The sequence below is a fragment of the Pseudomonas sp. NFACC08-1 genome, assembly GCF_900106735.1.
GTDB classification, from domain to species: Bacteria; Pseudomonadota; Gammaproteobacteria; order Pseudomonadales; family Pseudomonadaceae; genus Aquipseudomonas; species Aquipseudomonas fluorescens_Q.
Map to the genome: position 1 here is coordinate 224,628 of NZ_FNNL01000010.1, position 22,665 is coordinate 247,292.

Annotated in this window: 22 protein-coding genes; 14 read left to right on the top strand and 8 right to left on the bottom strand. The window is 62.7% G+C overall.

The window, feature by feature from the left end; all coding sequences use genetic code 11:
* Positions 1-85 precede the first annotated feature (85 nt).
* The 4 genes from BLU76_RS21060 (at position 86) to BLU76_RS21075 (ending at position 4,046) form a co-directional block, all read left to right on the top strand.
* Complete coding sequence (locus tag BLU76_RS21060) at positions 86-2,002, top strand: phytase (protein WP_256572691.1); 1,917 nt, start codon at positions 86-88, stop codon at positions 2,000-2,002.
* 64 nt (positions 2,003-2,066) lie between these two features.
* The gene (gene tolQ / locus BLU76_RS21065) at positions 2,067-2,774 is read left to right on the top strand and encodes a protein TolQ (RefSeq protein WP_092224226.1); all 708 of its coding nucleotides are present in this window, start codon (positions 2,067-2,069) and stop codon (positions 2,772-2,774) included.
* A 13-nt stretch (positions 2,775-2,787) separates the two neighbouring features.
* On the top strand, positions 2,788-3,234 hold the full coding sequence (tolR, locus tag BLU76_RS21070; RefSeq protein WP_063321210.1) for a protein TolR: 447 nt from the start codon (positions 2,788-2,790) through the stop codon (positions 3,232-3,234).
* On the top strand, positions 3,231-4,046 hold the full coding sequence (locus tag BLU76_RS21075) for an energy transducer TonB (RefSeq protein ID WP_092224229.1): 816 nt from the start codon (positions 3,231-3,233) through the stop codon (positions 4,044-4,046). The genes tolR and BLU76_RS21075 overlap by 4 nt, the downstream gene beginning before the upstream one ends.
* 142 nt (positions 4,047-4,188) lie before the next feature.
* Here BLU76_RS21075 and BLU76_RS21080 read toward each other — a convergent pair whose 3' ends face one another.
* The 5 genes from BLU76_RS21080 to BLU76_RS21100 are packed head-to-tail and all read right to left on the bottom strand — an operon-like array spanning position 4,189 to position 9,740.
* Entirely contained in the window at positions 4,189-5,085 is an 897-nt protein-coding gene (locus tag BLU76_RS21080; protein WP_092224230.1) for a helix-turn-helix domain-containing protein, read from the bottom strand.
* 32 nt (positions 5,086-5,117) lie between these two features.
* The gene (locus BLU76_RS21085; RefSeq protein WP_018610463.1) at positions 5,118-5,585 is read right to left on the bottom strand and encodes a response regulator; all 468 of its coding nucleotides are present in this window, start codon (positions 5,583-5,585) and stop codon (positions 5,118-5,120) included.
* On the bottom strand, positions 5,582-7,894 hold the full coding sequence (locus tag BLU76_RS21090) for an ATP-binding protein (RefSeq protein ID WP_092224252.1): 2,313 nt from the start codon (positions 7,892-7,894) through the stop codon (positions 5,582-5,584). Before BLU76_RS21090 ends, BLU76_RS21085 begins: the two co-directional genes overlap by 4 nt.
* Positions 7,891-8,559 carry a response regulator gene (locus BLU76_RS21095; protein ID WP_092224232.1) on the bottom strand — a complete coding sequence of 223 codons (669 nt, stop codon included), beginning with the start codon at positions 8,557-8,559 and terminating at the stop codon, positions 7,891-7,893. The genes BLU76_RS21090 and BLU76_RS21095 overlap by 4 nt, the downstream gene beginning before the upstream one ends.
* Positions 8,556-9,740: a sensor histidine kinase gene (locus tag BLU76_RS21100; protein WP_092224234.1), complete on the bottom strand. Its 1,185-nt coding sequence runs from the start codon at positions 9,738-9,740 to the stop codon at positions 8,556-8,558. Before BLU76_RS21100 ends, BLU76_RS21095 begins: the two co-directional genes overlap by 4 nt.
* Positions 9,741-9,913: 173 nt before the next feature.
* Here BLU76_RS21100 and BLU76_RS21105 point away from each other — a divergent pair, with 173 nt between their 5' ends.
* From BLU76_RS21105 to BLU76_RS21120, 4 genes are all read left to right on the top strand, one after another.
* Positions 9,914-10,435 carry an SgcJ/EcaC family oxidoreductase gene (locus BLU76_RS21105; protein ID WP_014338290.1) on the top strand — a complete coding sequence of 174 codons (522 nt, stop codon included), beginning with the start codon at positions 9,914-9,916 and terminating at the stop codon, positions 10,433-10,435.
* A gap of 189 nt (positions 10,436-10,624) precedes the next feature.
* Entirely contained in the window at positions 10,625-11,134 is a 510-nt protein-coding gene (locus tag BLU76_RS21110; protein WP_063321215.1) for a sigma-70 family RNA polymerase sigma factor, read from the top strand.
* Positions 11,134-12,078 carry a FecR domain-containing protein gene (locus BLU76_RS21115; protein WP_092224236.1) on the top strand — a complete coding sequence of 315 codons (945 nt, stop codon included), beginning with the start codon at positions 11,134-11,136 and terminating at the stop codon, positions 12,076-12,078. The genes BLU76_RS21110 and BLU76_RS21115 overlap by 1 nt, the downstream gene beginning before the upstream one ends.
* 68 nt (positions 12,079-12,146) lie before the next feature.
* A complete protein-coding gene (locus BLU76_RS21120; protein ID WP_092224238.1) occupies positions 12,147-14,570 on the top strand; it encodes a TonB-dependent receptor in 2,424 nt (807 codons plus the stop codon).
* 36 nt (positions 14,571-14,606) lie between these two features.
* Here BLU76_RS21120 and BLU76_RS21125 read toward each other — a convergent pair whose 3' ends face one another.
* The 3 genes from BLU76_RS21125 to BLU76_RS21135 form a co-directional block, all read right to left on the bottom strand.
* Positions 14,607-15,008, bottom strand: a complete 402-nt coding sequence (locus BLU76_RS21125) for a hypothetical protein (protein ID WP_083569150.1) — start codon at positions 15,006-15,008, stop codon at positions 14,607-14,609.
* Between the two features lie 285 nt (positions 15,009-15,293).
* Entirely contained in the window at positions 15,294-15,773 is a 480-nt protein-coding gene (locus BLU76_RS21130; protein ID WP_046062452.1) for a nuclear transport factor 2 family protein, read from the bottom strand.
* A 45-nt stretch (positions 15,774-15,818) separates the two neighbouring features.
* Positions 15,819-16,382 (bottom strand): TetR/AcrR family transcriptional regulator, encoded by a 564-nt coding sequence (locus BLU76_RS21135; RefSeq protein WP_092224240.1) that lies wholly within the window; start codon positions 16,380-16,382, stop codon positions 15,819-15,821.
* Between the two features lie 121 nt (positions 16,383-16,503).
* Here BLU76_RS21135 and pssA point away from each other — a divergent pair, with 121 nt between their 5' ends.
* The 6 genes from pssA (at position 16,504) to BLU76_RS21165 (ending at position 22,605) form a co-directional block, all read left to right on the top strand.
* The gene (gene pssA / locus BLU76_RS21140; protein WP_092224242.1) at positions 16,504-17,847 is read left to right on the top strand and encodes a CDP-diacylglycerol--serine O-phosphatidyltransferase; all 1,344 of its coding nucleotides are present in this window, start codon (positions 16,504-16,506) and stop codon (positions 17,845-17,847) included.
* 11 nt (positions 17,848-17,858) lie between these two features.
* Positions 17,859-18,875: an AraC family transcriptional regulator gene (locus tag BLU76_RS21145; protein WP_092224254.1), complete on the top strand. Its 1,017-nt coding sequence runs from the start codon at positions 17,859-17,861 to the stop codon at positions 18,873-18,875.
* A 162-nt stretch (positions 18,876-19,037) separates the two neighbouring features.
* Entirely contained in the window at positions 19,038-20,009 is a 972-nt protein-coding gene (locus BLU76_RS21150; protein WP_092224244.1) for an NAD-dependent epimerase, read from the top strand.
* 32 nt (positions 20,010-20,041) lie between these two features.
* Positions 20,042-20,785, top strand: coding sequence for a glycosyltransferase family 2 protein (locus BLU76_RS21155; protein WP_092224246.1), 744 nt, complete (start codon positions 20,042-20,044; stop codon positions 20,783-20,785).
* 1 nt (position 20,786) lies between these two features.
* Positions 20,787-21,080, top strand: a complete 294-nt coding sequence (locus tag BLU76_RS21160) for a lipid-A-disaccharide synthase N-terminal domain-containing protein (protein ID WP_063321222.1) — start codon at positions 20,787-20,789, stop codon at positions 21,078-21,080.
* 67 nt (positions 21,081-21,147) lie between these two features.
* Positions 21,148-22,605, top strand: a complete 1,458-nt coding sequence (locus tag BLU76_RS21165; protein ID WP_371915043.1) for an ArnT family glycosyltransferase — start codon at positions 21,148-21,150, stop codon at positions 22,603-22,605.
* The last annotated feature ends 60 nt before the right edge of the window (positions 22,606-22,665 follow it).

Sequence of the window (22,665 nt, forward strand, 5' to 3'; positions counted from 1 at the left end):
CGGGAGCAAGCTCCCTCGCCACAGGAATAGTGAACATGCCATTTCTGAAGTTGGCCCAATGACAAGGATTTTCCCGTTGATCACGATGTTTTTCTTACCCAAGCGCTGCCTACTGGCGATGGCGCTCAGCCTGGCATCAGCTGCCGCGCTGGCGGCTGCTTCAGCGCCCAAGCTAAAGCTGCAACCCTGGCCTCAAGCCGAACAACGGTCGATCAACGCCCTGGCATTCCTGCCTGGCCCTTCGACGACCGAACGCCTGGCCAGCGCCCGCGAGGGCCTGTTCTTGCTCGATGCCCAAGGTCGCGAACTGACGCGCCTGAAGGGCACTTTCGAAGGTGTCGATAGCCGTGCCCAAGGCGAGAACGTGCTGGTCGCCAGCCTCGACAGCGAGCGCCAGCAAGCCATGGTCGTCAGCCTCGACTCAAAAAGTCGCCAGTGGAGCACGCCGCTGTACCTGCCCACGCGGGACTTCCCGGTCAACGGCCTGTGCCTGTACCGCGACGAGGCGAGCAACCTGTTTGTGTTCCTGGTCGGCGAGGAAGGCAAGGGCGAGCAATGGCTGGTGGGCAATGGCGAGCGCCTGAGCGACACCGCGCAACGGGTGCGGGGCCTGCCGTTGCCGCCGGATGCCAAGACCTGCCAGGTGCAGGACAGCGCTAATCAGTTATTCGTCAACGAGGAGCGGGTGGGTTGGTGGGCCTACCCGGCATCCTCTGAGGCCGAGACCGTGCGGGTGCCCGTGGCGATGCGCGCACCGTTCGGCGAGCTCCAGCAACGCGCCGGGGCCATGGCCGTGTTGCCGGGAGGCCTGTTGGGGCTGGACCCGGAAGCGGCGCGCCTGCATGTGTATCAGCAGCAGGGAGAGGGTTGGAGTGCTGAAGCCAGTCTGCCGCTGGCGGGTCTGAAGGAACCGGAAAACCTCGCGGCGCGGCTGACGAAAAGTGGCATTGAAGTGCTGCTGCGCGACGATGACAACGGGCACCTGTACCAAGGCGAAATCAGCTGGAAACCCACGCCAGTGCCTTTGCCGCCGGTACTGCCCACTGTGACGGCCATCGTCCAGAGCGAACCGGTGGCCCGCCAGGGCGATGCCGCCGATGACCCGGCGATCTGGGTGCATCCAACGACGCCCGGGCTGAGCCGGGTGCTGGGCACCAACAAGAAGCAAGGCCTGTTGGCCTATGACCTGCAAGGCAAGCTGCTGCAGGAACTGGCGGTCGGGCGCCTGAATAACGTCGATGTGCGGGCGAACTTCAAGCTGGGCACGCAAATCGTCGATCTGGCCGTGGCCAGCAACCGAGATCGCAACAGCTTGAGCCTGTTCAGTATCGACCGCGCCAGTGGCGAGTTGCGCGAAGCGGGCGAGATCATGACGTCATTGCAGGAAATCTACGGCATCTGTCTGTTCCAGCCTGCCGAAGGTGAGCTGTATGCCTTCGCCAACGGCAAGGACGGGCGCTTCGTGCAGTACCGCCTGAGCGCGCCGGACGGCGTGGTGAAAGGCCAGTTGGTGCGCCAGTTCAGCGTCGACAGCCAGCCCGAAGGTTGCGTGGCAGATGAGCGGCGCCAGCGTCTGTTTCTCGGTGAAGAGGATGTAGGTGTCTGGGCGGTGGATGCCCGGGCCGACCAACCGGCGACCTTGAACAGTGTGATCAAGGTTGGCCCATTGTTGCACGCCGACGTTGAGGGCATGGCCTTGTACCAGGCCAACGGCCACGACTACCTGGTGATCTCCAGCCAGGGCAACGACAGCTACCTGGTGCTCGATGCCGAGCCGCCTTATGCCGTGCGGGGCGCCTTCCGGGTCGGCCTGAACGCTGCCGCGGGCATTGATGGCGCGTCGGAAACCGATGGCCTGGAGGTGACCTCGAGGAACCTCGGCGGGCCTTGGAGCCAGGGCATGCTGGTGGTCCAGGATGGACGCAAGCGCATGCCCGAGCAGACCCAGAACTTCAAGTTCGTGCCCTGGGCCGACGTGGCGAAAGTGCTGCGCCTGCCTTGAGCGACGCTGTCATCAACCGGTCACGAACATTTCATCGAATAACCGCCAGACAGGAGTTTCAACCATGCAAGCCACTCTGGAACACATGACGATCTGGGGCCTGATCAGTGACGCGAGTCTGTTGGTCAAGGCGGTCATGCTCACGTTGCTGCTGGCCTCGCTATTGAGCTGGTATCTGATCATCCAGCGCAGCGCCGTGCTGCAACGCAACGAGCGTCAGTTCCACGGTTTCATGCAGCGTTTTCGCAGCAGCCAGGATCTGTTGCCCTTGTACCGGGAACACGCACAAGTCCGCGAAGAAGACGCTGGTGTCACGCCGATTTTTCAGGCGGGTGTGCTGGCCTTCACTCAGCTCAACCAACCTTCAAGCACGCCAGAAGTGGTGCTTGAAGGCGTCGAGCGCGCGCTGCAAGTGGCGATCAGCGAACAGGAAATACAGCTGGAAAAAGGCCTGCAATTTCTCGCCACCGTCGGTTCGGTCAGCCCCTACATCGGTTTGTTCGGCACCGTCTGGGGGATCATGAATGCCTTTATCGGCCTGTCCCAAGTGCAACAGGCCAGCCTTTCCACGGTGGCGCCGGGTATTGCCGAAGCGTTGATCGCCACGGCCATCGGCTTGTTCGCGGCGATCCCGGCGGTCATTGCCTATAACCGTTTTGCCGCTCGCGGCCAGACCCTGCTGACCCGTTACTACGCCTTTGGCAACGAGCTGCAGGCGCGTCTGCACCGCAAGCTGCACGGTGCACCGGTAAACCTGGCCACGGCCGCTTGAGAGGAGAGGGCAGATGCTCGTCAAGCCACAACGCAAGCACGGTCCCAAGGCCGAAATGAACGTGGTGCCGTACATCGACGTGATGTTGGTGCTGCTGGTGATTTTCATGGTCACCGCACCGATGCTGACCCAGGGCGTGAAGATCGAACTGCCCAAGGTCGCCAGCGAAGCACTGGCCAACGACAGTCGCCAGCAAATCCTCACCCTGTCGGTCAAGGCCGAGGGCGGTTACTACTGGAACCTGGGCGGTGAGCTGGACACCCACCACGCTACTGACAGCGCTGTGGATCTGGAGCAGATGCGCGTGAAGGTGGCGCAGGTCGTGGCCGAGCGCAGCGATACCCAGGTGTACATCCGTGCCGACGAGCATGCCGATTATGGCCGGGTCGTTGCAGCCATGGCCGCGTTGCAGCAGGGCGGTGTGAGCAATCTGGGACTGGTGACCGAGGCGCCGCAATGACGGCGATGACCATGCACAGGCCCTCCTTGAGCGTGCCTGCGCTGGGCCGTCGCTTCTGGAAAAACGGCCTGGCGGCGGGGCTCGCCGTTGCCCTGCACGCGGCTGTGGTGGCGTTGTTGGTGCTGGGTTGGAGCGTGGAAAAGCCAGCCGCCGAGGCACCCCGGGTGTTGCGCACGCAACTGGTGATGTTGCCAGCGGCACCGGTGCCCGAAGCGCCTGCACCGGCCGCTGTTATTCCTGTAGCACCGCCATCGGCCGAGCCGACTTCGGCGCCGGTAGAAGCGCCGCGTCCCGTTCCCAGCCAACCCGTTGTCGATCCGCGTGTCCAGGCACAGAAACTGGAGCAGGCGGCCCTGGCGCGCAAACGGGTCGAGGAGCAAAAGCGCGAGCAACAGGCCCAACAGCAGCGCGAACGCCAGGAAAGCGAACGACGCAGGCAAGACGCCGAGCAGCAGGTCGCCGAACAACAGCGTCAGGCCCGGCAGGCGCAAGCACTTGCCGAGCAACGCCAAGCCGAGCAGGCGCGCCAGGCCGTCGCCGACAGCCGCAGCTACCAACCGCTGAGCAAGCAAGCCCCGGACTATCCACAACGCGCCCTGGACAAGGGCCTGGAAGGCGATTGCACCGTGGAATACAGCGTGACGCCGGACGGGCGGATCGATAACCCCAAGGTGCTCGACGGTTGCCACCCATTGTTCATCCGACCGTCCTTGGCTGCCGCCCAGACGTTTCGTTATCAGCCGCGGATCATCGATGGCAAGGCGGTGACGGTGCCGGCAGTGCGCAATACCTTTCACTACCGGATCAAATAAACGCCGTATCTAGACATCGGCCAAGAACCCCATTGTGGCGAGGGAGCTTGCTCCCGCTGGAGCGCGCAGCGGTCCAAAAATCTTGCGCTCGCTTCGCAACCGAGCGGGAGCAAGCTCCCTCGCCACAGGGGATGTGTGGTCCTTACTTGCGGTAATGACTTGGCGCCACACCCACTTCGCGACGGAATACCTGGGAGAAGTGACTGGCGCTGCCGTAGCCGACCTCCAAGCCGATATCGATGACGCTGCGCTCGGTTTCCAGCAGCAGTTGCCGGGCCCGGGCCATTCTCAGTTGGATGAAGTATTGCGAAGGTGACCGCCCGGTGGCGCGTTTGAACAGGCGGCTGAAGTGGTATTCGCTCATACCGATGGCTTGGGCCAGGTCACCGAGGCTGAAGGGTTCGGCCAGGTGTTGTTCCATCAACTGGGTCACCCGCTTGAGCTTGAAAGCGGGCAGGGCGTTACGTCCGGACATGTCGTCGGCATTGGCATCCAGATAATGCCGCGCCAGGTGCACCGCTACGCACTGAGCCACGCCCTGGATCAGCAAGGCACTGGTTTCACCGCGCCGGGTCAATTCCGCCCGAATCTGTTCGAGCAAGGCCGAAAGTGCTTCATCCCGCCCGCCAGAGACTTCCCGCAGCTGGATCGCGCCGCTGCCGCCGGCTTCGGCAAGGGCGCGTTCCAGCAATGCCAACCCCAGGTACAGATGCATGACCACAAACGGCTCGCGACTGGTCACTTGCCAGCGCATCTCATAAGGAACCGGGGATGTGGTCAGGAAAAAATCTCCGCTGCCCACGGTATTCGCTTCCCACGCCTCGTCGGCAACGCGCTCCTCGACGATGGCTTCCCCGGACAGCACCCAGACGAGCAACGGTTCGGCCACTGCCGGCACGACGATGTGTGCTTCGCTGCGCTCACGGACGAAGATCTCGACCAGAATCTCCTTGGCCGATACGCCGTCGGACGTCGCCAGGCGCTCGCCGCGAATGTGTGCCTGCAGGCCGGTTGCCGATGTTCGTTCAGTGACTTCCATGCTTCGCATGCCTCGATGGAACGGCCGCCAGGTCAAGCCGGGCCGGCAGCAGGACGGTGCTGGCGCAACAGTTCGATCTGCTGGGACGGGATCAACTCGCGCAACGCCTTATAGAGCGCGCGAGTTTCGAGCAGGTTCCAGATGCGCAACATGGTTTCCAGCGCGTCCAAGGGTTTGCTGATGAAGTCCCGGGCGCCGAGGGCCAGGGCCCGCAGGCGCGTGTCTCGGGTCGCGTCGGCAGTCAGCACCAGGATCGGCAGGTAATCATTGGCCGGAATGCGCCGATTGAGTTGCTCCAGCACGGCAAAGCCGTCGAACGCCGGCATGTGCAGGTCGAGGATGACCAGGTCCGGCTCGAAGCTGTTGAACAGGTCGAGCGTGCGCAAAGGTTCGGTGCTGCTCAGCACGTTGTGCAACCCTTCGCGGGCCAGCAGTTGCTCCATCAGGTCCAGGTTGGGGCGCTGATCGTCGACGATCAGAATGCGCAAGTCGCGATTCATGCGGGCTCCGGTAGATAGTGCTCGAGGTGGCCCAGGAAGGCCTGGATATGAATAGGTTTGGTCAGGATCGCCGTGGCGCCGGCGTCACGCAGGGCGCGGTGGGTCAGGTCGCTGGCATCGGCGGTGATCATCAGCACGGGCGTGGCGGCGGTGGCCGGGGACTGGCGCAGGCGGCGCAGGACTTCCAGGCCTTCGAGGTCAGGCAGGCTGACGTCCAGCAGGATCAGTTGCGGGCTGTGCTGGCGAGCGAGGTCCAGGCCCATCTGGCCTTGCATGCTCGACAACAACTGGATGCCCGGGCGGCGTTGCATCAGGGTTTCGATCAGCGCCAGGCTCGACAGGTTGTCTTCGATGCACAGGACTTTGCCGTGATAGTCCAGAGGCGAACGCGTCACCGCCAGGGCGGCGATGGGTGGCAAATGCGCGCCAACTACCTGGGTGCCGGGCAGTTGCAGGGTGAAACAGCAGCCGTGTCCGGGCTCGCTGTGGACCTGCAGGTTACCTTGCATCATTTCCAGCAGGCTCTTGCTCAACGACAACCCCAAGCCAGTGCCCTCGACCTGGGGATCGGCACCCAGGCGTTCGAAGGGCTTGAACAGTTGGTCCAGCTGTTCCGGGGCAATGCCATGACCCGTGTCGTTGACGGCGATGCTCACCTGATGGGCCTGGACGCTGACTTCGATGCGCACCTCACCACCGGGCCGGTTGTACTTGATGGCGTTGGACAGCAGGTTGAGCAGTACCTGCACCAGGCGCTGGCGGTCCGCGAGCACGCCGCTGTCGTCGGGCAGCGCTGGCAGCTCGGCCAAGTGGATCCCGGCGTCGGCGGCCATTGGTGAAACCAAGGTCAGGGCTTCGTGCAGCACCGTCGACAGGGCGATCGGCTCGATGTTCAGCGGCAGGCGCCCGGCTTCGATCCGGGCAATGTCCAGCACCTCGTTGATCAGCGCCAGCAAGTGCTGGCCGGCCCGCAGGATATGGCTGACCTGGGGGCGTTGGCCAGCCGTGGAGTCCATGTCCAGCAATTGAGCAAAACCGAGGATGGCGTTCAGTGGCGTACGCAGCTCATGGCTCATGCGCGAGAGAAACTCGCTCTTGGCCCGGCTGGCGCTTTCGGCTTCTTCGCGGGCGGTACGCAGGGCGATCTCGGCAGCGCGTCGGTCGGTGATATCGCGGGTGATCTTGGAAAAACCGCGCAAGGCGCCGGTGCCATCGTATTGGGCGGTGATGACCACGCTGGCCCAGAAGCGGCTGCCGTCCTTGCGGCAACGCCAGCCTTCTTCCATGTAATGACCGTCGCGGGTGGCTTCGCGCAAGGCCATGTCCGGGTGCGCCGGGCATTCCTCGGCCAGGTAGAACAGGGAAAAATGGCGGCCGAGGATTTCCTGCTCTGTGTAGCCCTTGATCCGCTGCGCGCCGGCGTTCCAGGTGGTGACGTAGCCTTGGGCATTCAGAGCGAAGATCCCATAGTCCTTCACGCCATCGATGATCAGCCGCAAGCGCTCCTCGTTGTCGCGCAGGGCCCGCTCGCGTTCGGCGAGCAACTGCCCGGCCTCCACCAGGCGCGTGCCGAGCTGGCCTATTTCGTCCTGCTCCGGCGGTTGCGGCAACAAGGGTTGGCCCAAGGCCAGGCGCTGCGCGTTGCCTTGCACCTGCTGGACGCGGGCGACAATGCCCTTGGACAGGAACAACACCGCGACAATCGCCCCCAGCAGCCCGCACACCGCCGCCAGCAAGGTAGCGAACAACAGGCGCATGCGCGTGGCCGAGGCGGCGGCGCTGCGGTCGGCGAGCAGGGCGTCCTCGCGGATGCGCATGGCGCTGATCTGCTCGCGCAGCACATCCAGCACCTGTTTGTTTTCGATCAGGATCGTGGTGATGGCCTCGGGGTCGTCGCGCTTGCCGTTGCGCAACGCGAGCAGACCGTCGAGCTTGTCGGCGATCAGCGGGGTGATGGTCTTGAGGTGTTCACGCATCCTGGCATCGCGAATGTTGTGGTCCAGGCGCTGCAACGCCGCGTGGATCAGCGGCGTGGCCTGTTCGTAGCTGGGCAGGAAATCTTCGCGCCGGGTCAGCAGGTAACCGCGCACGCTGGCCGCTGCCTCGGCCAACAGGGTGTGGACTGTCTGGATATCTCCCTGGACCAGCAGCACCCGGCGCACGTCCTCTTCGGCCCGTGCGGTCTGGCGTTCGGTGATATAGATCAGCACCAGCGACAACAGCAGGACCACCAGGGGCAGGGAAATCACCACCAGGGCCTTGCCTCGCAAGGGCAGGTCGGCCCAGCGGCGGGCGGCGAGAAACCTCATGGCCATTGCCCGGAGGGTTGCGCCACCAGGCCCAGGGCAACGCCGCGCACGGCGGCCTGGGTCCGGTCGGCGGCGCCCAGTTTGCCGATGACCCGCTCTACGTGGGCCTTGGCCGTGCCGGGCGCGATGCCCAGCTTTTCGCCGATTTCACGGTTGCTGAAACCGCCGGCCACCAGACCCAGGACCTGGCGTTCTCGGGCGGTCAGGGCCTGGACTTGAGTGGCGCCATTGGCACCGCGCTCGGCCATGCGGCGCAGCAGGCGCGCGCTGACCGAACTGTTCAACGCCTCTTCGCCCTGGGCGACCCGTTTGAGGGCCTCGAGCACTTCATCGCGGCTGGCGTCCTTGAGCAGATAGCCGACCGCGCCCGCACCGATGGCGGCTTCGAGGTGGTCTGGGCTGTCATCCATGGTGAAGATCACGACTTTGATTCTGGGCTGGCGCTGTTGCAGGATCCGCGCCGCGCCCAGGCCGTTGAGGACGGGCATGCGGATGTCGAGAATCGCGATGTCCGGCTGTAGCCGCTCGCACAGGTCGAGGGCTTCCTGGCCGTCGCGGGCCTGGCCGACGACCTCGAATCCCGGGTTGCCGGCGAGCATGCTGATAAACCCGGTGCGGGTGACTTCGTGGTCATCGGCCAGCAGCAGGCGCAAGGGTGGGGTCATGGGTGTCCTCCGTGGGCCGGTAGCGGCACGCTGGCCAGCAGTCGGGTGCCGCCGCCGGGCTGGCTGCAACAGCTCAAGTGGCCGTCCAGCAAGTGCGCGCGTTCCTGCATGGCGGCCAGTCCCAGATGGCAACTGCCATTGGTTTCGATGGGTTGCTCCAGGGCAAAGCCACGGCCGTCGTCCTCCACGCGCAGGCAAGCGTGGCCGTCTTCTACCGCCAACCCCAAACACACGTGGCTGGCCTGGGCGTGCTTGAGGATGTTGTTGATGCCTTCCTGGGCAATGCGAAACAAGGCGATCTCCGTGTGGCCCGGCAGGCGCGCGGTGCTGTGTTCGACCCAGGTCACCGTCAGGTCCGCGTCACGCAGGCGGTCGGCTTCCTTGTCGACGGCTTTGTACAGGCCGAAATCATCCAGTACGTGGGGGCGCAGGCCACCGATCAGTTGCCGGCCCTCGCCAACGCAGCCTTGGGCCAGGTCGAGGATGCTTTGCAGCTCGTTGGCCAGTGCAGGCGGTAGCGACGGGCAGCGACCGGCGAAGCCCTGCAAGCGCTGATGCAAACCGGCGAGGTTCTGTGCCAGGCCGTCGTGCAGGTCGTAGGCCACGCGCTTGCGTTCGTCTTCCTGGGCGCTGAACAGGCGGTGGACCAACTCGGACATGGTCCGCTCGCGGGCCTGGAGTGTTTCGAGCAGACGGCTGTTCTCCAAGTGCGCCGCCAACAGCGTTGCCAGCAATTGCAGCGATTCGATGTCTTCGTTGTCCGGCGCGCCGAGGGCCACGCTGTTACCCAGCAACAACGCCCCGAACGCTATACCGTCGGAGGCCCGCAACGGCACCCGCAAGACCTGGGGCAGGCCGCTGCCGGGCGACTCCAGCCATTGTGGGCCGGGCGTTTGTGGCCGGGCCAGGTTGGCGAGCAGCTCGAGTCGCTCCGCGCTGCCGTGGCTGGCGAGGGTGCGCAACGGGTGGTCCGGTGCCCACTCCAGCAGCAGGCCATGGTCCATGGCCATGAACGCGCACGCCCGTTGCAGCGCACGCTGGCGCATGGCCGACAGGGGCAGTTGCGTCAGTTCATGGCCGGTGCCCAGCAGCAGGCCCAGGCGTGCGGCGCGGCTTTGCGACTGGCGATATTGGCTGCGGATGGCCAGGGCGCTGCCGGGGTCATGGGGTGGGCTTTGCATGGGGAACTCCAGCGTGGAAGAGGACCGGTCCGGTTCGCGGTGGCGTCATTAGAACGTGTCACCGGCACCGGGCCTATCTGCCGAACGGCATAGGCGATTGGCACCGGTTGGCCGATGGCGAAGGCAGGGAAGGCCGGCAAAGTGGAGCCATTGAAACCCAAAGGAACGCTTTGATGAAAATGAAAACCTGCGCCATTGCTGCTTTATTCCTGCTGGCCGCACCGCTTGTCCAGGCGCTTGAGGCTACGCCTTATGTGTATCGCACGGTGGCCGAGCAGCCCAAGAATGTGAATGACCGTGAGATCGCGGCCCTGTTCGACCGCTGGAACGCCGCGCTGCAAACCGGTAGCGCCACAGCCGTGACCGGCCTCTACGCCCCGGATGCGATTTTGCAACCGACTGTTTCCAACAAGGTGCGCAACACACCGGCGCAGATCCAGGATTACTTCGAGCATTTCCTGGCCGGCAAACCGGTCGGGCAAATCAACTACCGGGAGATCCGCCATCTGGGCCCCGATGCGGCGATGGACAGTGGTGTCTATACCTTCACGCTCACCCAGGCCGACGGTTCCAAGCGCGAGGTCCAGGCGCGCTACACCTTCCTCTATGAGCGCCTCGATGGCCAGTGGAAGATCATCAACCATCACTCATCGGCCATGCCCGAGGTGGCGAAGACCTTGCACGCCAGTCACTGATCGCACTGCTCGCTCCCACAGGTTTCCAAATCTGCCCTGTGGCGAGGGAGCTTGCTCCCGCTGGGCTGCGTAGCACCCCCCAATCAATCCCATCCCCTGTTTAGACACACTTTGTATAAAGAGCTTGGATTAACGCGCGAACATTAATTAGAATCAGTCTCATTTAAGACTTTGCGCAGGCTTCTGGACATGTGTGATGCAGTTACGCCGACGGAGCATTCCCTCCATGCGTTGTACCGTGATCACGGTAGTTGGCTGGAAGGCTGGCTGCGACGGCGCATGGGCAATGCCTGGGATGCGGCGGACCTACGCCAGGATACCTTCCTGCGGGTGCTTTCCAGTTCCCAGACATTGGCTGACCTGCAAGAACCCCGGGCTTATCTGCTGACCGTTGGCAAACGTCTGCTGAGCAATTTCTACACCCGGCGCAGTCTGGAACAGGCGTATCTCGACGCCCTGGCGAGCCTGCCCGAAGCCTGCGCACCGTCGCCAGAGCAACGCTGGCTGCTGCTGGAAACCCTGCAAGCCCTGGACGAACTGCTCGATGGCCTGCCGCCCCTGGTGCGGCGGGCTTTTCTCTGGAGCCAACTTGAAGGCCTGGGTTATCGCGAGATCGCCGAACGCCTGCACGTGTCCGAACGCACCGTGAAACGCTACATGGCCCAGGCCTATGAGCATTGCCTGTTGGTGGACTTCTGATGCGCTCGGCCCCTTCACCCGAAGCCCGCGAAGCGGCGCGGGCGGCGGCTCGCTGGTTGACCCTGATGGAGTTCGACGCAGATGCATTCGACTCGGCGGCCCTGCAACGCTGGCGCGACAGCAGCGCTCATCACGAGGCGGCCTGGCAGAAGGCCCAGCGATTGCGCCAGCGCTTTGCCGGGGTGCCCGCGTCCCTGGGCATGGCAACGCTGGACCGCCCAGTGCTGGCTCGGCGCGAGGCGCTCAAACGCGCATTGGGCGTCGCGGCATTGGTCCCGACCGCTTGGTTGCTGGGGCGAGAGCTGCCATTGGAGGCCTGGCGCGCTGATTTGCACACCGCCACGGGCGAGCAACGGCGCTGGTCGCTGGTCGATGGCAGTGCGCTGCAACTGAACACCGACAGCGCCGTTGACCTGGACCTCAAGACGCATCGCCTGGTGCTGTTGCGCGGCGAAATCGCCCTCACGCTCGCCGGGCGCACGCCGCTGTCCGTTCAATCACCCTACGGGCTCATCACCGTCGGTCGTGGCGAAATCTGTGTGCACCTGGGCGAACGCGATTGCCGGGTGTCGGTGGTCAGCGGCTCGGCACAACTGCAACCCTTGCGCGGGCCATTGCTGAGCCTGGAAGCAGGCCAGCAGGTCAACATCCAGGACTCGGGCGCGGGGCCAGTGAAGGCGTTCGACGTGGCACAGCTGGGTTGGCGTGAGGGCCTATTGGTTGCGCAGGACCAGCCACTGGGGCATTTCCTGCGGGAACTGAGCCGCTATCGCCCCGGGGTGTTGCGTTGGGACGAAACCCTGGAACCCCTGCGAATCACAGGCAGCTTCCGCCTGGACAATACCGACCGAATCCTCACGCTGCTTGCGGCCAGCCTACCGCTGGACGTGCACATGCGCACTCGCTACTGGGTCACGTTGACACTTCGCAAAAATATGGCCTGAGGCCTGTCCCCTTTTTTTGTCTCGCTTGTCATTCAAGGCAACTGAACAAAAAATGAGAGCGCTTTCCAATGTCCGCAGTTGCACCTTTGCTTTTGCGCCCGGCCTTTGCCGGCTGGCGTCCGCTGTTGAACCTGAGCCTCATGCTGAGTTTGAGCGCCAGTCCATTCTTTATCTCATCGAGCCTGGCCGAAGACGCCGACCGGCGCAGCTACCAGGTGCCGGCTGGCAGCCTCGGCGCGGCGTTGACCCGGTTTGCGGGGCTGGCGGGCGTCAACCTGTCGGTGGACCCGGCCCTGGTGAGTGGTCGCAACAGCGCCGGCCTTTCGGGTGAGTTCGGGGTCGAGGAGGGGTTTGCCCGGCTGTTGTCGGGCTCGGGCCTGCAATTGCAAGCGGTGGGTGAGCAGGCCTATATCCTGACGCCGGCACCGGAACGCGGCAGCCTGCAACTGGCACCCACCTCGATTCTCGGCGCCACGGCGTCGACGGACAGCCCGGCGTATGCCGGTGGCCAGGTTGCTCGTCGCGGTTCGCAAGGCTTGCTGGGCTCGCGGGACTTCATGGAAACGCCGTTCAGCATGACCACCTATACCAGCGCGGTGGTCAAGAACCAGCAGGCGCGTACCTTGGGCGACCTGATCGCCAGCGACCCCTCGGTCCGCGCCACCAACCCGGCGGGCGGGCGCTACGAGCAGTTCACCATTCGCGGTTTCAGCCTGTTTAACAGTGATGTGGCGTACAACGGTCTCTACGGCATCTTGCCGACCTACACCATCGACATGGAGATGGCCGAACGCGTCGATATCCTCAAGGGCCCGAGCCAGCTTATCAACGGTATCTCGCCGCGGGGCAGCGTGGGGGGCGGGATCAATGTGGTGCCCAAGCGTGCCACCGACAAGCCCATCACCTCGTTCACCGGCAGCTATGCCTCCAACAACCAGCTTGGCGGTGCCGTGGATGTCGGTCGGCGTTTTGGTGACGATGACAAGTTCGGTATCCGTTTCAATGGCGTGAAGCAGGCGGGCGATACCGAATGGGATCACCAGAGCGTGGACCGCGAGATGGCGGTGCTGGGCCTGGATTTTCGCGGTGAGCGCCTGCGACTGTCGACGGACATCGGCCACACCGAGCGTAACACCGACGCGCCCCAGGAGCGCGTGCAGGTGGGTGCCAATGCACAGGTTCCTCACGCCAGTGACGTACGTGACAACTACGCCCAGTCCTGGAGCAAGGCACGCACCAAGGACACCTTCGGCGCCGTGAACGCTGAATTCGACGTCAACGATTCCGTCATGCTGTATGGCGGTGTCGGCGCGCGCAAAAGCGAGCATGACTTCCTCAGGCACAACGTTTCGGTCATCAACGACGCCGGTGACTTCACGGTCCAGCCCCGAGATTTTACCCGCGACGAAAATGTCCGCACGGCCACGGCCGGGGTGCGCAACTGGTTCCATACCGGTCCGGTGAGCCATGAGGTCAACCTGGCGGCCAGTTATTTCTACATGGACTTCGAAAATGGCGGCGCCCGCTACGCCAACGGTCGCAGCAACCTGTATGACCCGGTACAGACCCCGACGCCGAGCAACCCGACCCGACAGGACGACAAGGTCTATACCGAGAACCGCTTCAGTGGCGTGGCCTTGTCCGACACCCTGGGGCTGTTCGATGATCGCTTGCTGCTGACCCTCGGCGCCCGCTGGCAGCGGGTGAAGGTTGACGACTGGACGAATAACGTCAAGGGCGACACCGCCTACGACGAAGAAAAGGTTTCGCCGTCGGGCGGCATCTTGTTCAAGGCGACCGACAAGCTGTCGTTGTATGCCAACTACATGGAAGGCCTGAGCCAGGGCAAGATCGCGCCGTCGACATCGGTGAACGAGGACGAGATTTTCCCGCCATTCATCAGCCGTCAGGTCGAGGTGGGCGCCAAGTATGATGCCGGTCCGTTCGCCGTCACCGCCGCCCTGTTCCGGATCAAGCAGCCGGCCTATGCGACCGACGCGACGACGCGTGTCTTCGGCCCGAACGGCAAGCGAGAAAACACCGGCGTGGAGTTGAGTGTGTTTGGCGAACCGCTGAAGGGAACCCGTTTGCTCGGCGGCGTGATGTACATCGACAGCGAACTGACCCAGACCACCAACGGCACTTTCGACGGCAACCGCGCACCGGCCACGCCGAAGTACAACGTCAACCTCGGCGCCGAGTGGGACGTGCCGACGCTACAGGGCCTGACCTTGACCAGCCGTGGCATCTATTCCAGCTCGCAGTACCTGGACCAGTCCAACACCAAGGAAATCGATTCCTGGGAACGTTTCGATGTGGGCGCCCGCTATGCATTCAAGGTCGACGAAAAACACATCACCCTGCGGGCCAACATCGAAAACGTGGCAGACAAGCGTTACTGGAGTTCGGCCGGCGCGTCGGATGACAGTGAGCCTGGCTTGACGCTGTCGACCCCGCGCACCTACCTGCTTTCCGCGACGGTGGATTTCTAGGCCGAAGTGCCGCTCCAGGGAAGGAGCCGCCTGGGTTCAGATGTCGCGAAACAGATCGTGGGCATCCAGCAGCCGCCAGGCGATCTCGGGGCGTTTTTCCAGACCGCGGCGAATGGCGGCGGGGATTGACTGGCGAATTTTCCGGCACAGGCCGGGCTGCTCCTGGAATTCGATGGCAATGCCGCGCATGGTCCGCACTTCGTTATAGCCGGGCTCGACGCTCAAGCGGATCCCCAGGTTCTCGTACAGGCGTTGCTGCAGGCGCTGGAGTTCGTCGAGGCTCTGGATGTTCTCCAAACGTTCAAGCAGGCGTTTTTCTTCCTGGCGATTCAGGCAAAGGATGCGCAGGTCGCTGCCAGGCGCTTGCAGCAAGGCATCACGGCCACAATCGCAGACGCCGGGCGGGCAGGGGGGACGGATCGGAATCGACGCGGTCATGGGCTCCACAAAAATCTGCTGCACAACGAAACAGCGAGCTTATCGCCGGCCCAGGCAATGTGATGCCTGGCGGCATGTGGGTCAAGCCTGTTGGAGGGGCCGCTTGTCTGGCGCTGCTGTGGGCGCTTGCTCGTGATAGCGGTGAGTCAGTTTGCACCTTTGTCGGATTTGCCACCGCCATCGCGAGCAAGCTCGCTCCCACATTGCGGATACACATGTTGTGCCCGACATGGATTCCCTGTGGGAGCGAGCTGGCTCGCGATAACGGTGGTTCAGTCAAGAGCGTTACAACCCCAACTCAGACAACCCCGGATGATCGTCCGGCCGGCGGCCCAGCGGCCAGCGGAACTTGCGCTCGCTTTCCTTGATCGGCATGTCGTTGATGCAGGCATAACGGTTGTACATCAGGCCTTGTTCGTCGAACTCCCAGTTTTCGTTGCCGTAGGAGCGGAACCAGTTGCCCGAGTCGTCGTGCCATTCGTAGGCATAGCGCACGGCGATGCGGTTATCGGTGAAGGCCCAGAGCTCCTTGATCAGCCGATAATCCAGTTCCTTGGCCCATTTGCGGGTCAGGAACGCCTTGGCTTCCTCGCGGTTATGGGCGAATTCGGCGCGGTTACGCCATTGAGTATCCAGCGTGTAGGCCAGGGATACTTTTTGTGGGTCACGAGAGTTCCAGCCGTCTTCGGCCAGGCGAACTTTCTCGATCGCCGATTCACGAGTGAACGGCGGCAACGGCGGGCGAACTTCGGAAGAGGCAGACATGGCGGATCTCCAGTGAATTGACGAATTGCACAAGGGTTCAACGGGTCAGGCGTGTAACAGTTTTTTCAGCAAGTCCTGGGCGTCGTCAGCCGCGCTGTGGTCGCCCATGACCAGCGCCACGGTAATGGCGCCGTCAATCAGAATCAGGAGTTGGCGGGCCAATGCGTCCGGGTTCTGGACACCTTGTTCGACGCACAGCCGGGTGACGTAATCGAGCAACTTCTGTTTGTGCATCTTCGCCACTTGGCGGACCGGATCCTGTGGATCGCCTGTCTCGCCACTGGTGTTGATGAATGCACAGCCGCGGAAACCTTCGCTGTCGAACCAGCCCTTGAGTACGGTGAACAGGTTGAGCAGCCGCGCCGTCGGTGTCGGCGCCTTGTCCACTTCGCTGCTGAACCAGTGCATCCAGCGCTCATCCCGCCGCCTGAGGGCGGCCACGATCAGGTCGTCCTTGTTGGCGAAGTAGCGATAGACACTTTTCCTGGAGACGCCGGCGGTTTTCACCAGAAGATCCATGCCGGTGGCGGCGATGCCACTTTTATAGATCAACTTTTCGGCGACATCGAGGATGATGTCTCGTGTTTCATTACCAGTAATTTCGTTCATGAAACAAAAGTAGAATGATCGTTCTCCTTGGTCAAGTCTTTTTTTCTTGAGGACAGGAAGACCCAAACCCATCCATGGTGTAAGCTCATCCGTTCTTCGGAATCGACCTTTTGCGAGCCCTATGCCGTCGCTTTTCAAACGCTCCCTGCTGCCCAAGCTGCGCAGCTTTGCACTGACCGCCGACGCGGTGACCATCCTCGATGGCGCTGCCCAATTCCGCCGTTGCCTGCTGGAGAAAATCGCCCAGGCCACCCAGCGCATCTACATCGTCGCGCTGTACCTGCAACAGGACGAGGCCGGCCAGGAAATCCTCGATGCCCTGCATGCCGCCAAGGCCGCGCGTCCGGAACTGGATGTGGTCGTGGTGGTGGACTGGCTGCGGGCCCAGCGCGGGCTGATCGGCGCCAAGAAGCAGCCGGGCAACTCGGCGTGGTATCAGGAACAGACTCGCACCCATGCCAGCGAAGTGCCGATCTACGGCGTGCCGGTACAGACCCGCGAGCTGTTCGGCGTGCTGCACCTGAAAGGCTTCGTGATTGACGACTGTGTGCTCTACAGCGGCGCAAGCCTGAATAACGTCTACCTGCACAAGTTCGACAAATACCGCTACGACCGCTATCACCTGCTGCAGAACACGGCACTGGCCGATTCGATGCATCACCTGGTGCAGCACGGCCTGATCACCTCCAGGGCCGTGCACCGCCTGGACCTGCCGAACCTGCCCAGCACCCGCAGTTTGCGCAAGGACATCGGCGACCTGCGCAGTCGCCTCAAGTACGCGACCTATGACACCAGCGTTGGCAGCCTCGATAAGAGCGGCCTGTCGGTAAGCCCGTTGCTGGGGGTGGGCAAGAACAATCCGCTGAGCCGGGTGATCGGTGAGCTGATCGCCAGCAGTCGGCAGCAACTGACCATTTGCACACCGTATTTCAACCTGCCCCTGGCGGTGACCCGGGAGCTCAATCGCGCCCTGGCCCGGGGGGTCAAGATCGACATCATCGTCGGCGACAAGACCGCCAACGACTTCTACATTGCGCCAAGCGAGCCGTTCAAGATCATCGCGGCGCTGCCATACCTCTACGAAATCAGCTTGCGGCGCTTCGCCAAACGCCATCAGCGCGCTATCGACAGCGGCCAATTGAACCTGCACCTATGGCGTGATGGGGACAACACCTATCACCTCAAGGGCATGTGGATCGACGAGCGCTACACCTTGCTGACCGGCAACAACCTCAACCCGCGGGCCTTTCGCCTGGACCTGGAAAACGCGCTGTTGCTGGACGACCCCAAGGGCGAGTTGCTGGCGCCGCGCCAGGCCGAGCTTGAACAGATCTACCGCCACACTCACCGGATCGAGCGTTACCTGGACCTGGAAACCCTGCCGGATTACCCCGATGCCGTGGCCAGGTTCCTGAAACGGGTCAGCCGGGTGCGGATAGAACGGCTGCTTTACCGGATCCTGTGAACACCGGCGCCATGTCGAAAAAAGACACCATCTCCATTCAGTTGGTGCGTGAGGCGCTGCTGCAAAGCTGCGCTCCCGGAGCGGCTATCGATGAGGTATTGAGCAAGGTGGGCATCGATCCCGCATTGCTCGACGACGCCCAGGCGCGGGTCCCGGCCCATGCCTATGCGCGGCTCTGGCGTTTGCTCGCCCGGCGCCTGGATGATGAGTTTTTTGGCATGGACCCGCGCAAGCTCAAGTCCGGCAGCCTGGCGTTTCTCTGCCAGTGCGCCATGGCCCAGCCGACGCTGGCGAGCGGCTTGACGGCGGGGCTGGGTTTTCTGTCACTGATGCTCGAACACCTGCCGGCCCAGTGGGTGCGCCAGCAAAGCCTGGCGGAGATCGTCCTGCTGGAAGACGATCAGGAACCGCGCCGGGCCTTTACCTACTTCACCTACTGGATGATCGTCCATGGGGTGGCCTGCTGGTTGGCTGGGCGGCGCATTCCCATTCTTTCCGTCGAGCTGCGTTGCCCGGCGCCGGATTTCTGCGACGACTACCGGGTGATGTTTTCCCAGAACCTGCGTTTTGACCGGCCTCGCACCCGGATGATTTTCGCCGCCGAATGCCTCGACCTGCCGATCAGACGCAACGCTGATGAGCTCAAGCGCTTCCTGGCCCAGGCCCCGGCCAACATCCTGGTCAAATACCGCGACCCGCAAAGCCTGGCCAGCCGTATCCGGCACGACCTGCGGCAGTTGCCTGCCGAACAGTGGCCGGAAACCGAGGCCCTGGCCCAGCAGCTGTGCGTGTCCGCCTCCACCCTGCGTCGACGCCTGGCGGAGGAGGGCCAGACTTACCAAGGCCTCAAGGACAGCGTGCGCAAGGACCTGGCGATCACCTGGCTGGCCGAGCCTTCCATCAGTTTCGTCGAAATCGCCTCACGCCTGGGTTTTGCCGATGCCAGCTCCTTCTACAAGGCGTTTCGCAAATGGTCCGGGTCCAACCCGGGGCATTATCGCAGTCTGATTCTCAACGACCCAGATTGACCCATCGGGTGGCCTCCAATCTTGTGCCTACCCAAGCTCCCATAGGGTTTTTCGCTACGCTCGTAAAACCGTCATTTTCTTCTGATACAAGCCTGTGCAAGCCCCGGAAAAGCCGGACCATCCATCAGGGTAATGTATGCAAATGACCGTTTTGGGCCGCGTATGAGAGTACTGGTCACCGGCGTCGCAGGGTTCATCGGATTTCATACCGCCAAGCGGCTGTGCAGCGATGGTCATCAGGTCATTGGCATCGACAACCTCAACAGTTACTACAGCGTCGAGCTGAAACAGGCACGACTGGCTCATTTGGCCGAATATCGTGATTTCCGCTTTCAGCTGCTGGATGTGGCAGACAAACAGGCACTGTTGGAGTTGTTTGCCGAACACGCCTTCGACCAAGTCGTCCACCTCGCGGCCCAAGCCGGCGTGCGCTATTCCATCGACAATCCGGACGTTTATGCGCAAAGCAACCTGGTAGGTTTCCTCGACATATTGGAAGCCTGCCGTGCCCATCGGCCGGCGCACCTGATTTTCGCCTCGAGCAGTTCGGTGTATGGCTTGAACGACCGCCTGCCGTACGCCACGACCGACCCTGTCGATCAGCCGGTGTCTTTCTATGCCGCTACCAAGCGCGCCAATGAGCTGATGGCTCACGCCTACTCGCATCTCTATGGCATTCCCACCACCGGCCTGCGGTTTTTTACCGTGTATGGGCCTTGGGGACGGCCCGACATGGCGCCCTTCAAATTCACCGATGCCATCCTCAACGGTCGCGCCATCGACGTTTACAACGACGGCGCGATGTCTCGCGATTTCACCTATATCGACGACATCGTCGAGGGCCTCGTGCGCCTGATTCCGCTGCCGCCGACCGATGAGACCGGCGTGCGCAACAAGGTCTACAACATCGGCTTCGGCTCACCGGTGAGGCTTTTGCAGTTTATCGAGTGCATTGAAGAAGCGCTGGGCATCCGCGCGATAAAGAATTTCTTGCCACTGCAATCGGGCGACGTGGTCGACACGTGGGCGGACACTCGTGAACTGGAGGCGCGGGTGGGGTTTCGCCCACAGGTCGCGGTGCCCGTCGGTGTGCAGTCGTTTGTCGATTGGTACCGCGACTATTACGCCGTCTAACCACTCATTTCCCAGCTTTTTTCTGGAGCATCATGCACGAACGCCCTTATGTATCGGTCCTGATTCCAGCCAAAAACGAGGCAGGTAATCTCATTCCACTTCTTGAAGAAGTGCGCGCGGCGTTGGCCAATGAGAACTTTGAGGTCATCGTGGTGGACGATGGGAGCACCGACGCCACCGCCGCTGAGTTAAGCACCTTGCAAGGTAGCGGCTACCAGCAATTGCGGGTGCTTAGCCACACCCGCTCCCTCGGGCAGAGCACCTCGGTCTACCACGCCGCTGAAGTGGCACGCGGGCATTGGTTGGCAACCCTGGACGGCGACGGTCAGAACGACCCGGCCGATCTGCCGAAAATGCTCGACCTGGTGCGCGGCTCCGAAGGCACCCCCGCGGGCGTCAAGCTGGTGGCAGGGCATCGCGTCAACCGCCGGGACACGGCGAGCAAGCGTTGGGCCTCGCGATTTGCCAACAAATTGCGCGCCAGCCTGCTCAAGGACCAGACGCCCGATACCGGTTGCGGCATCAAGTTGATCGAGCGCGAGGCGTTTCTGCGCCTGCCGTATTTCGATCACATGCACCGTTTCATTCCGGCGCTGATCCGCCGTCACAACGGCCGGATGCTGGTTCATCCGGTCAATCACCGTGAGCGCGGGGCCGGGGTGTCCAATTACGGCAACCTGGACCGGGCGCTGGTGGGCATTGTCGATCTGTTCGGGGTGTGGTGGCTGATCAAACGCACCCGCCTGGACGTCAACGCACAAGAAACCGAGGTTTAAAATGGGCAGAGAATCGTTGTGGTTGGCCGTTGGCTTCGGTGGTCAATTGGCATTCACCGGGCGTTTTGCCCTGCAATGGCTGTACAGCGAATACAAGAAGCGCAGCATGATTCCCGTTGGCTTCTGGTACCTGAGCATCGTCGGGAGCGCGCTGTTGCTGGCCTATGCCATCTACCGCGAAGACCCGGTGTTCATTGTCGGCCAGTCCTTCGGCTTTATCGTTTACCTGCGCAATTTGCAGTTGATCGCCAAGCATCATGAGCAGGAAAACCCCGAACTGGCCAAAAAGGGCTGAGACGGTGCGGATACGACTATCTTCCTCGCGGCTCGAGCTCCTGGCGTTTGTGGTATTGGCCTTGATCATGGTGGGCGCTGGCCTTGGCTGGCGCCAACCGATGAACGTCGATGAGGAGCGCTTCCTTGGCGTTGCCCTGGAGATGCTGCAGAACGGATCCTGGTTCATTCCCCATCGCGCCGGTGAAATCTACGCCGACAAACCGCCGCTGTTCATGTGGACGGTGGCGCTGTTCGTACAACTGACCCACCTGCCCAAAGTTGCCCTGTACTTGCCCGCGCTGCTGGCAGGCGCCGTTACCACCGCGTGCCTGTATGACCTGGGCCGACGCTTGTGGGGGCGGCGCGTAGGGGTGATCGCGGCGCTCTTGTTTCTCGCGACCTACCAGACCTACAGCATCCTGCGCACCGGGCAGATCGATGGTTTCCTTGCGCTCTGGACCATCCTGGGGATCTATGGCTTGTGCCGGCACATGCTGCTCGGCCCGGCCTGGCGTTGGTACTACGTGGCGTGTGCGGCGATGGGGTTGGGGATCATCAGCAAAGGCGTGGGGTTTCTGCCGGTGCTATTGCTGATTCCCTACGCCTATGCACTGCGCAAAGGTTGGAAGGGGGTGGTGGCCATGCCTGGCCAGGCGGGACGCTGGTGGCTGGGGCTGCTCGTAGCATTGGTCGCCATCGCGTTATGGCTGGGGCCTTTGCTGATGATTGTCTCGCAGGGCAGTGCCGACAGCCTGGCATATGCCCAGGAAATCCTGTTCAAGCAGACTGCCGGGCGTTATGCCAACGCATGGGAGCATCGCGAACCATTCTGGTATTTTTTCGTCCAGGTGATTCCGAAGTACTGGCTGCCGATTGTGTTCATGCTCCCCTGGCTGGTGCCGGCCTGGCGTAAACAACTGCTCAAGCACGACGGTCGGGTGTTGGTGCTGCTCGGTTGGGTACTGCTGGTGTTGGTGTTCTTTAGCCTGAGCAGCGGCAAGCGCAAGCTGTATATCTTTCCCGCGTTACCCGCGTTGATTCTGGTGGTGGCGCCGCTTGTGCCATGGATGCTGCGCTGCTGGTTTGGCGCGCGACCGAGGGGCAGGAGGGTTTTCAACGTATTGGCTGCGCTGTGGTTGTGTGCCTGGCTTGTACGCGGCTTCGTCGAGCCCCACAAGGAAGGCATCAACCCCCACCAGACCTTGATGCGCGATGTCGCGGGGATGACTTCAAATGCCGAGTTGGTACTCGTGGGTTGGCGTGAGGGCCATTGGCTGTTCGCCCGGCAACCCATCGTGCATTTCGGCTTTTATAACGGCAACGCCCTGGAACAATCCGCCACCTGGCTGCGCAGCCACCCCCGGGCCTTCGCCCTGGTCCCCGCCCGGGACCTGGCTCGCTGTTACGACCCGCAAAAGGCTCGCCGGGCCGGCGATACCTCGAGGGCCGAGTGGTTCCTGGTGGGGGCTGATGCGGATAACCAGCGCTGCCAGTCCCCGGTGCCGGAAAAGGTTTACTCATTCACATGGACGCATCCTTTGTAGAGGCTGAAAACTGCCCTGTGGCGAGGGAGCTTGCTCCCGCTGGGGCGCGAAGCGGCCCCA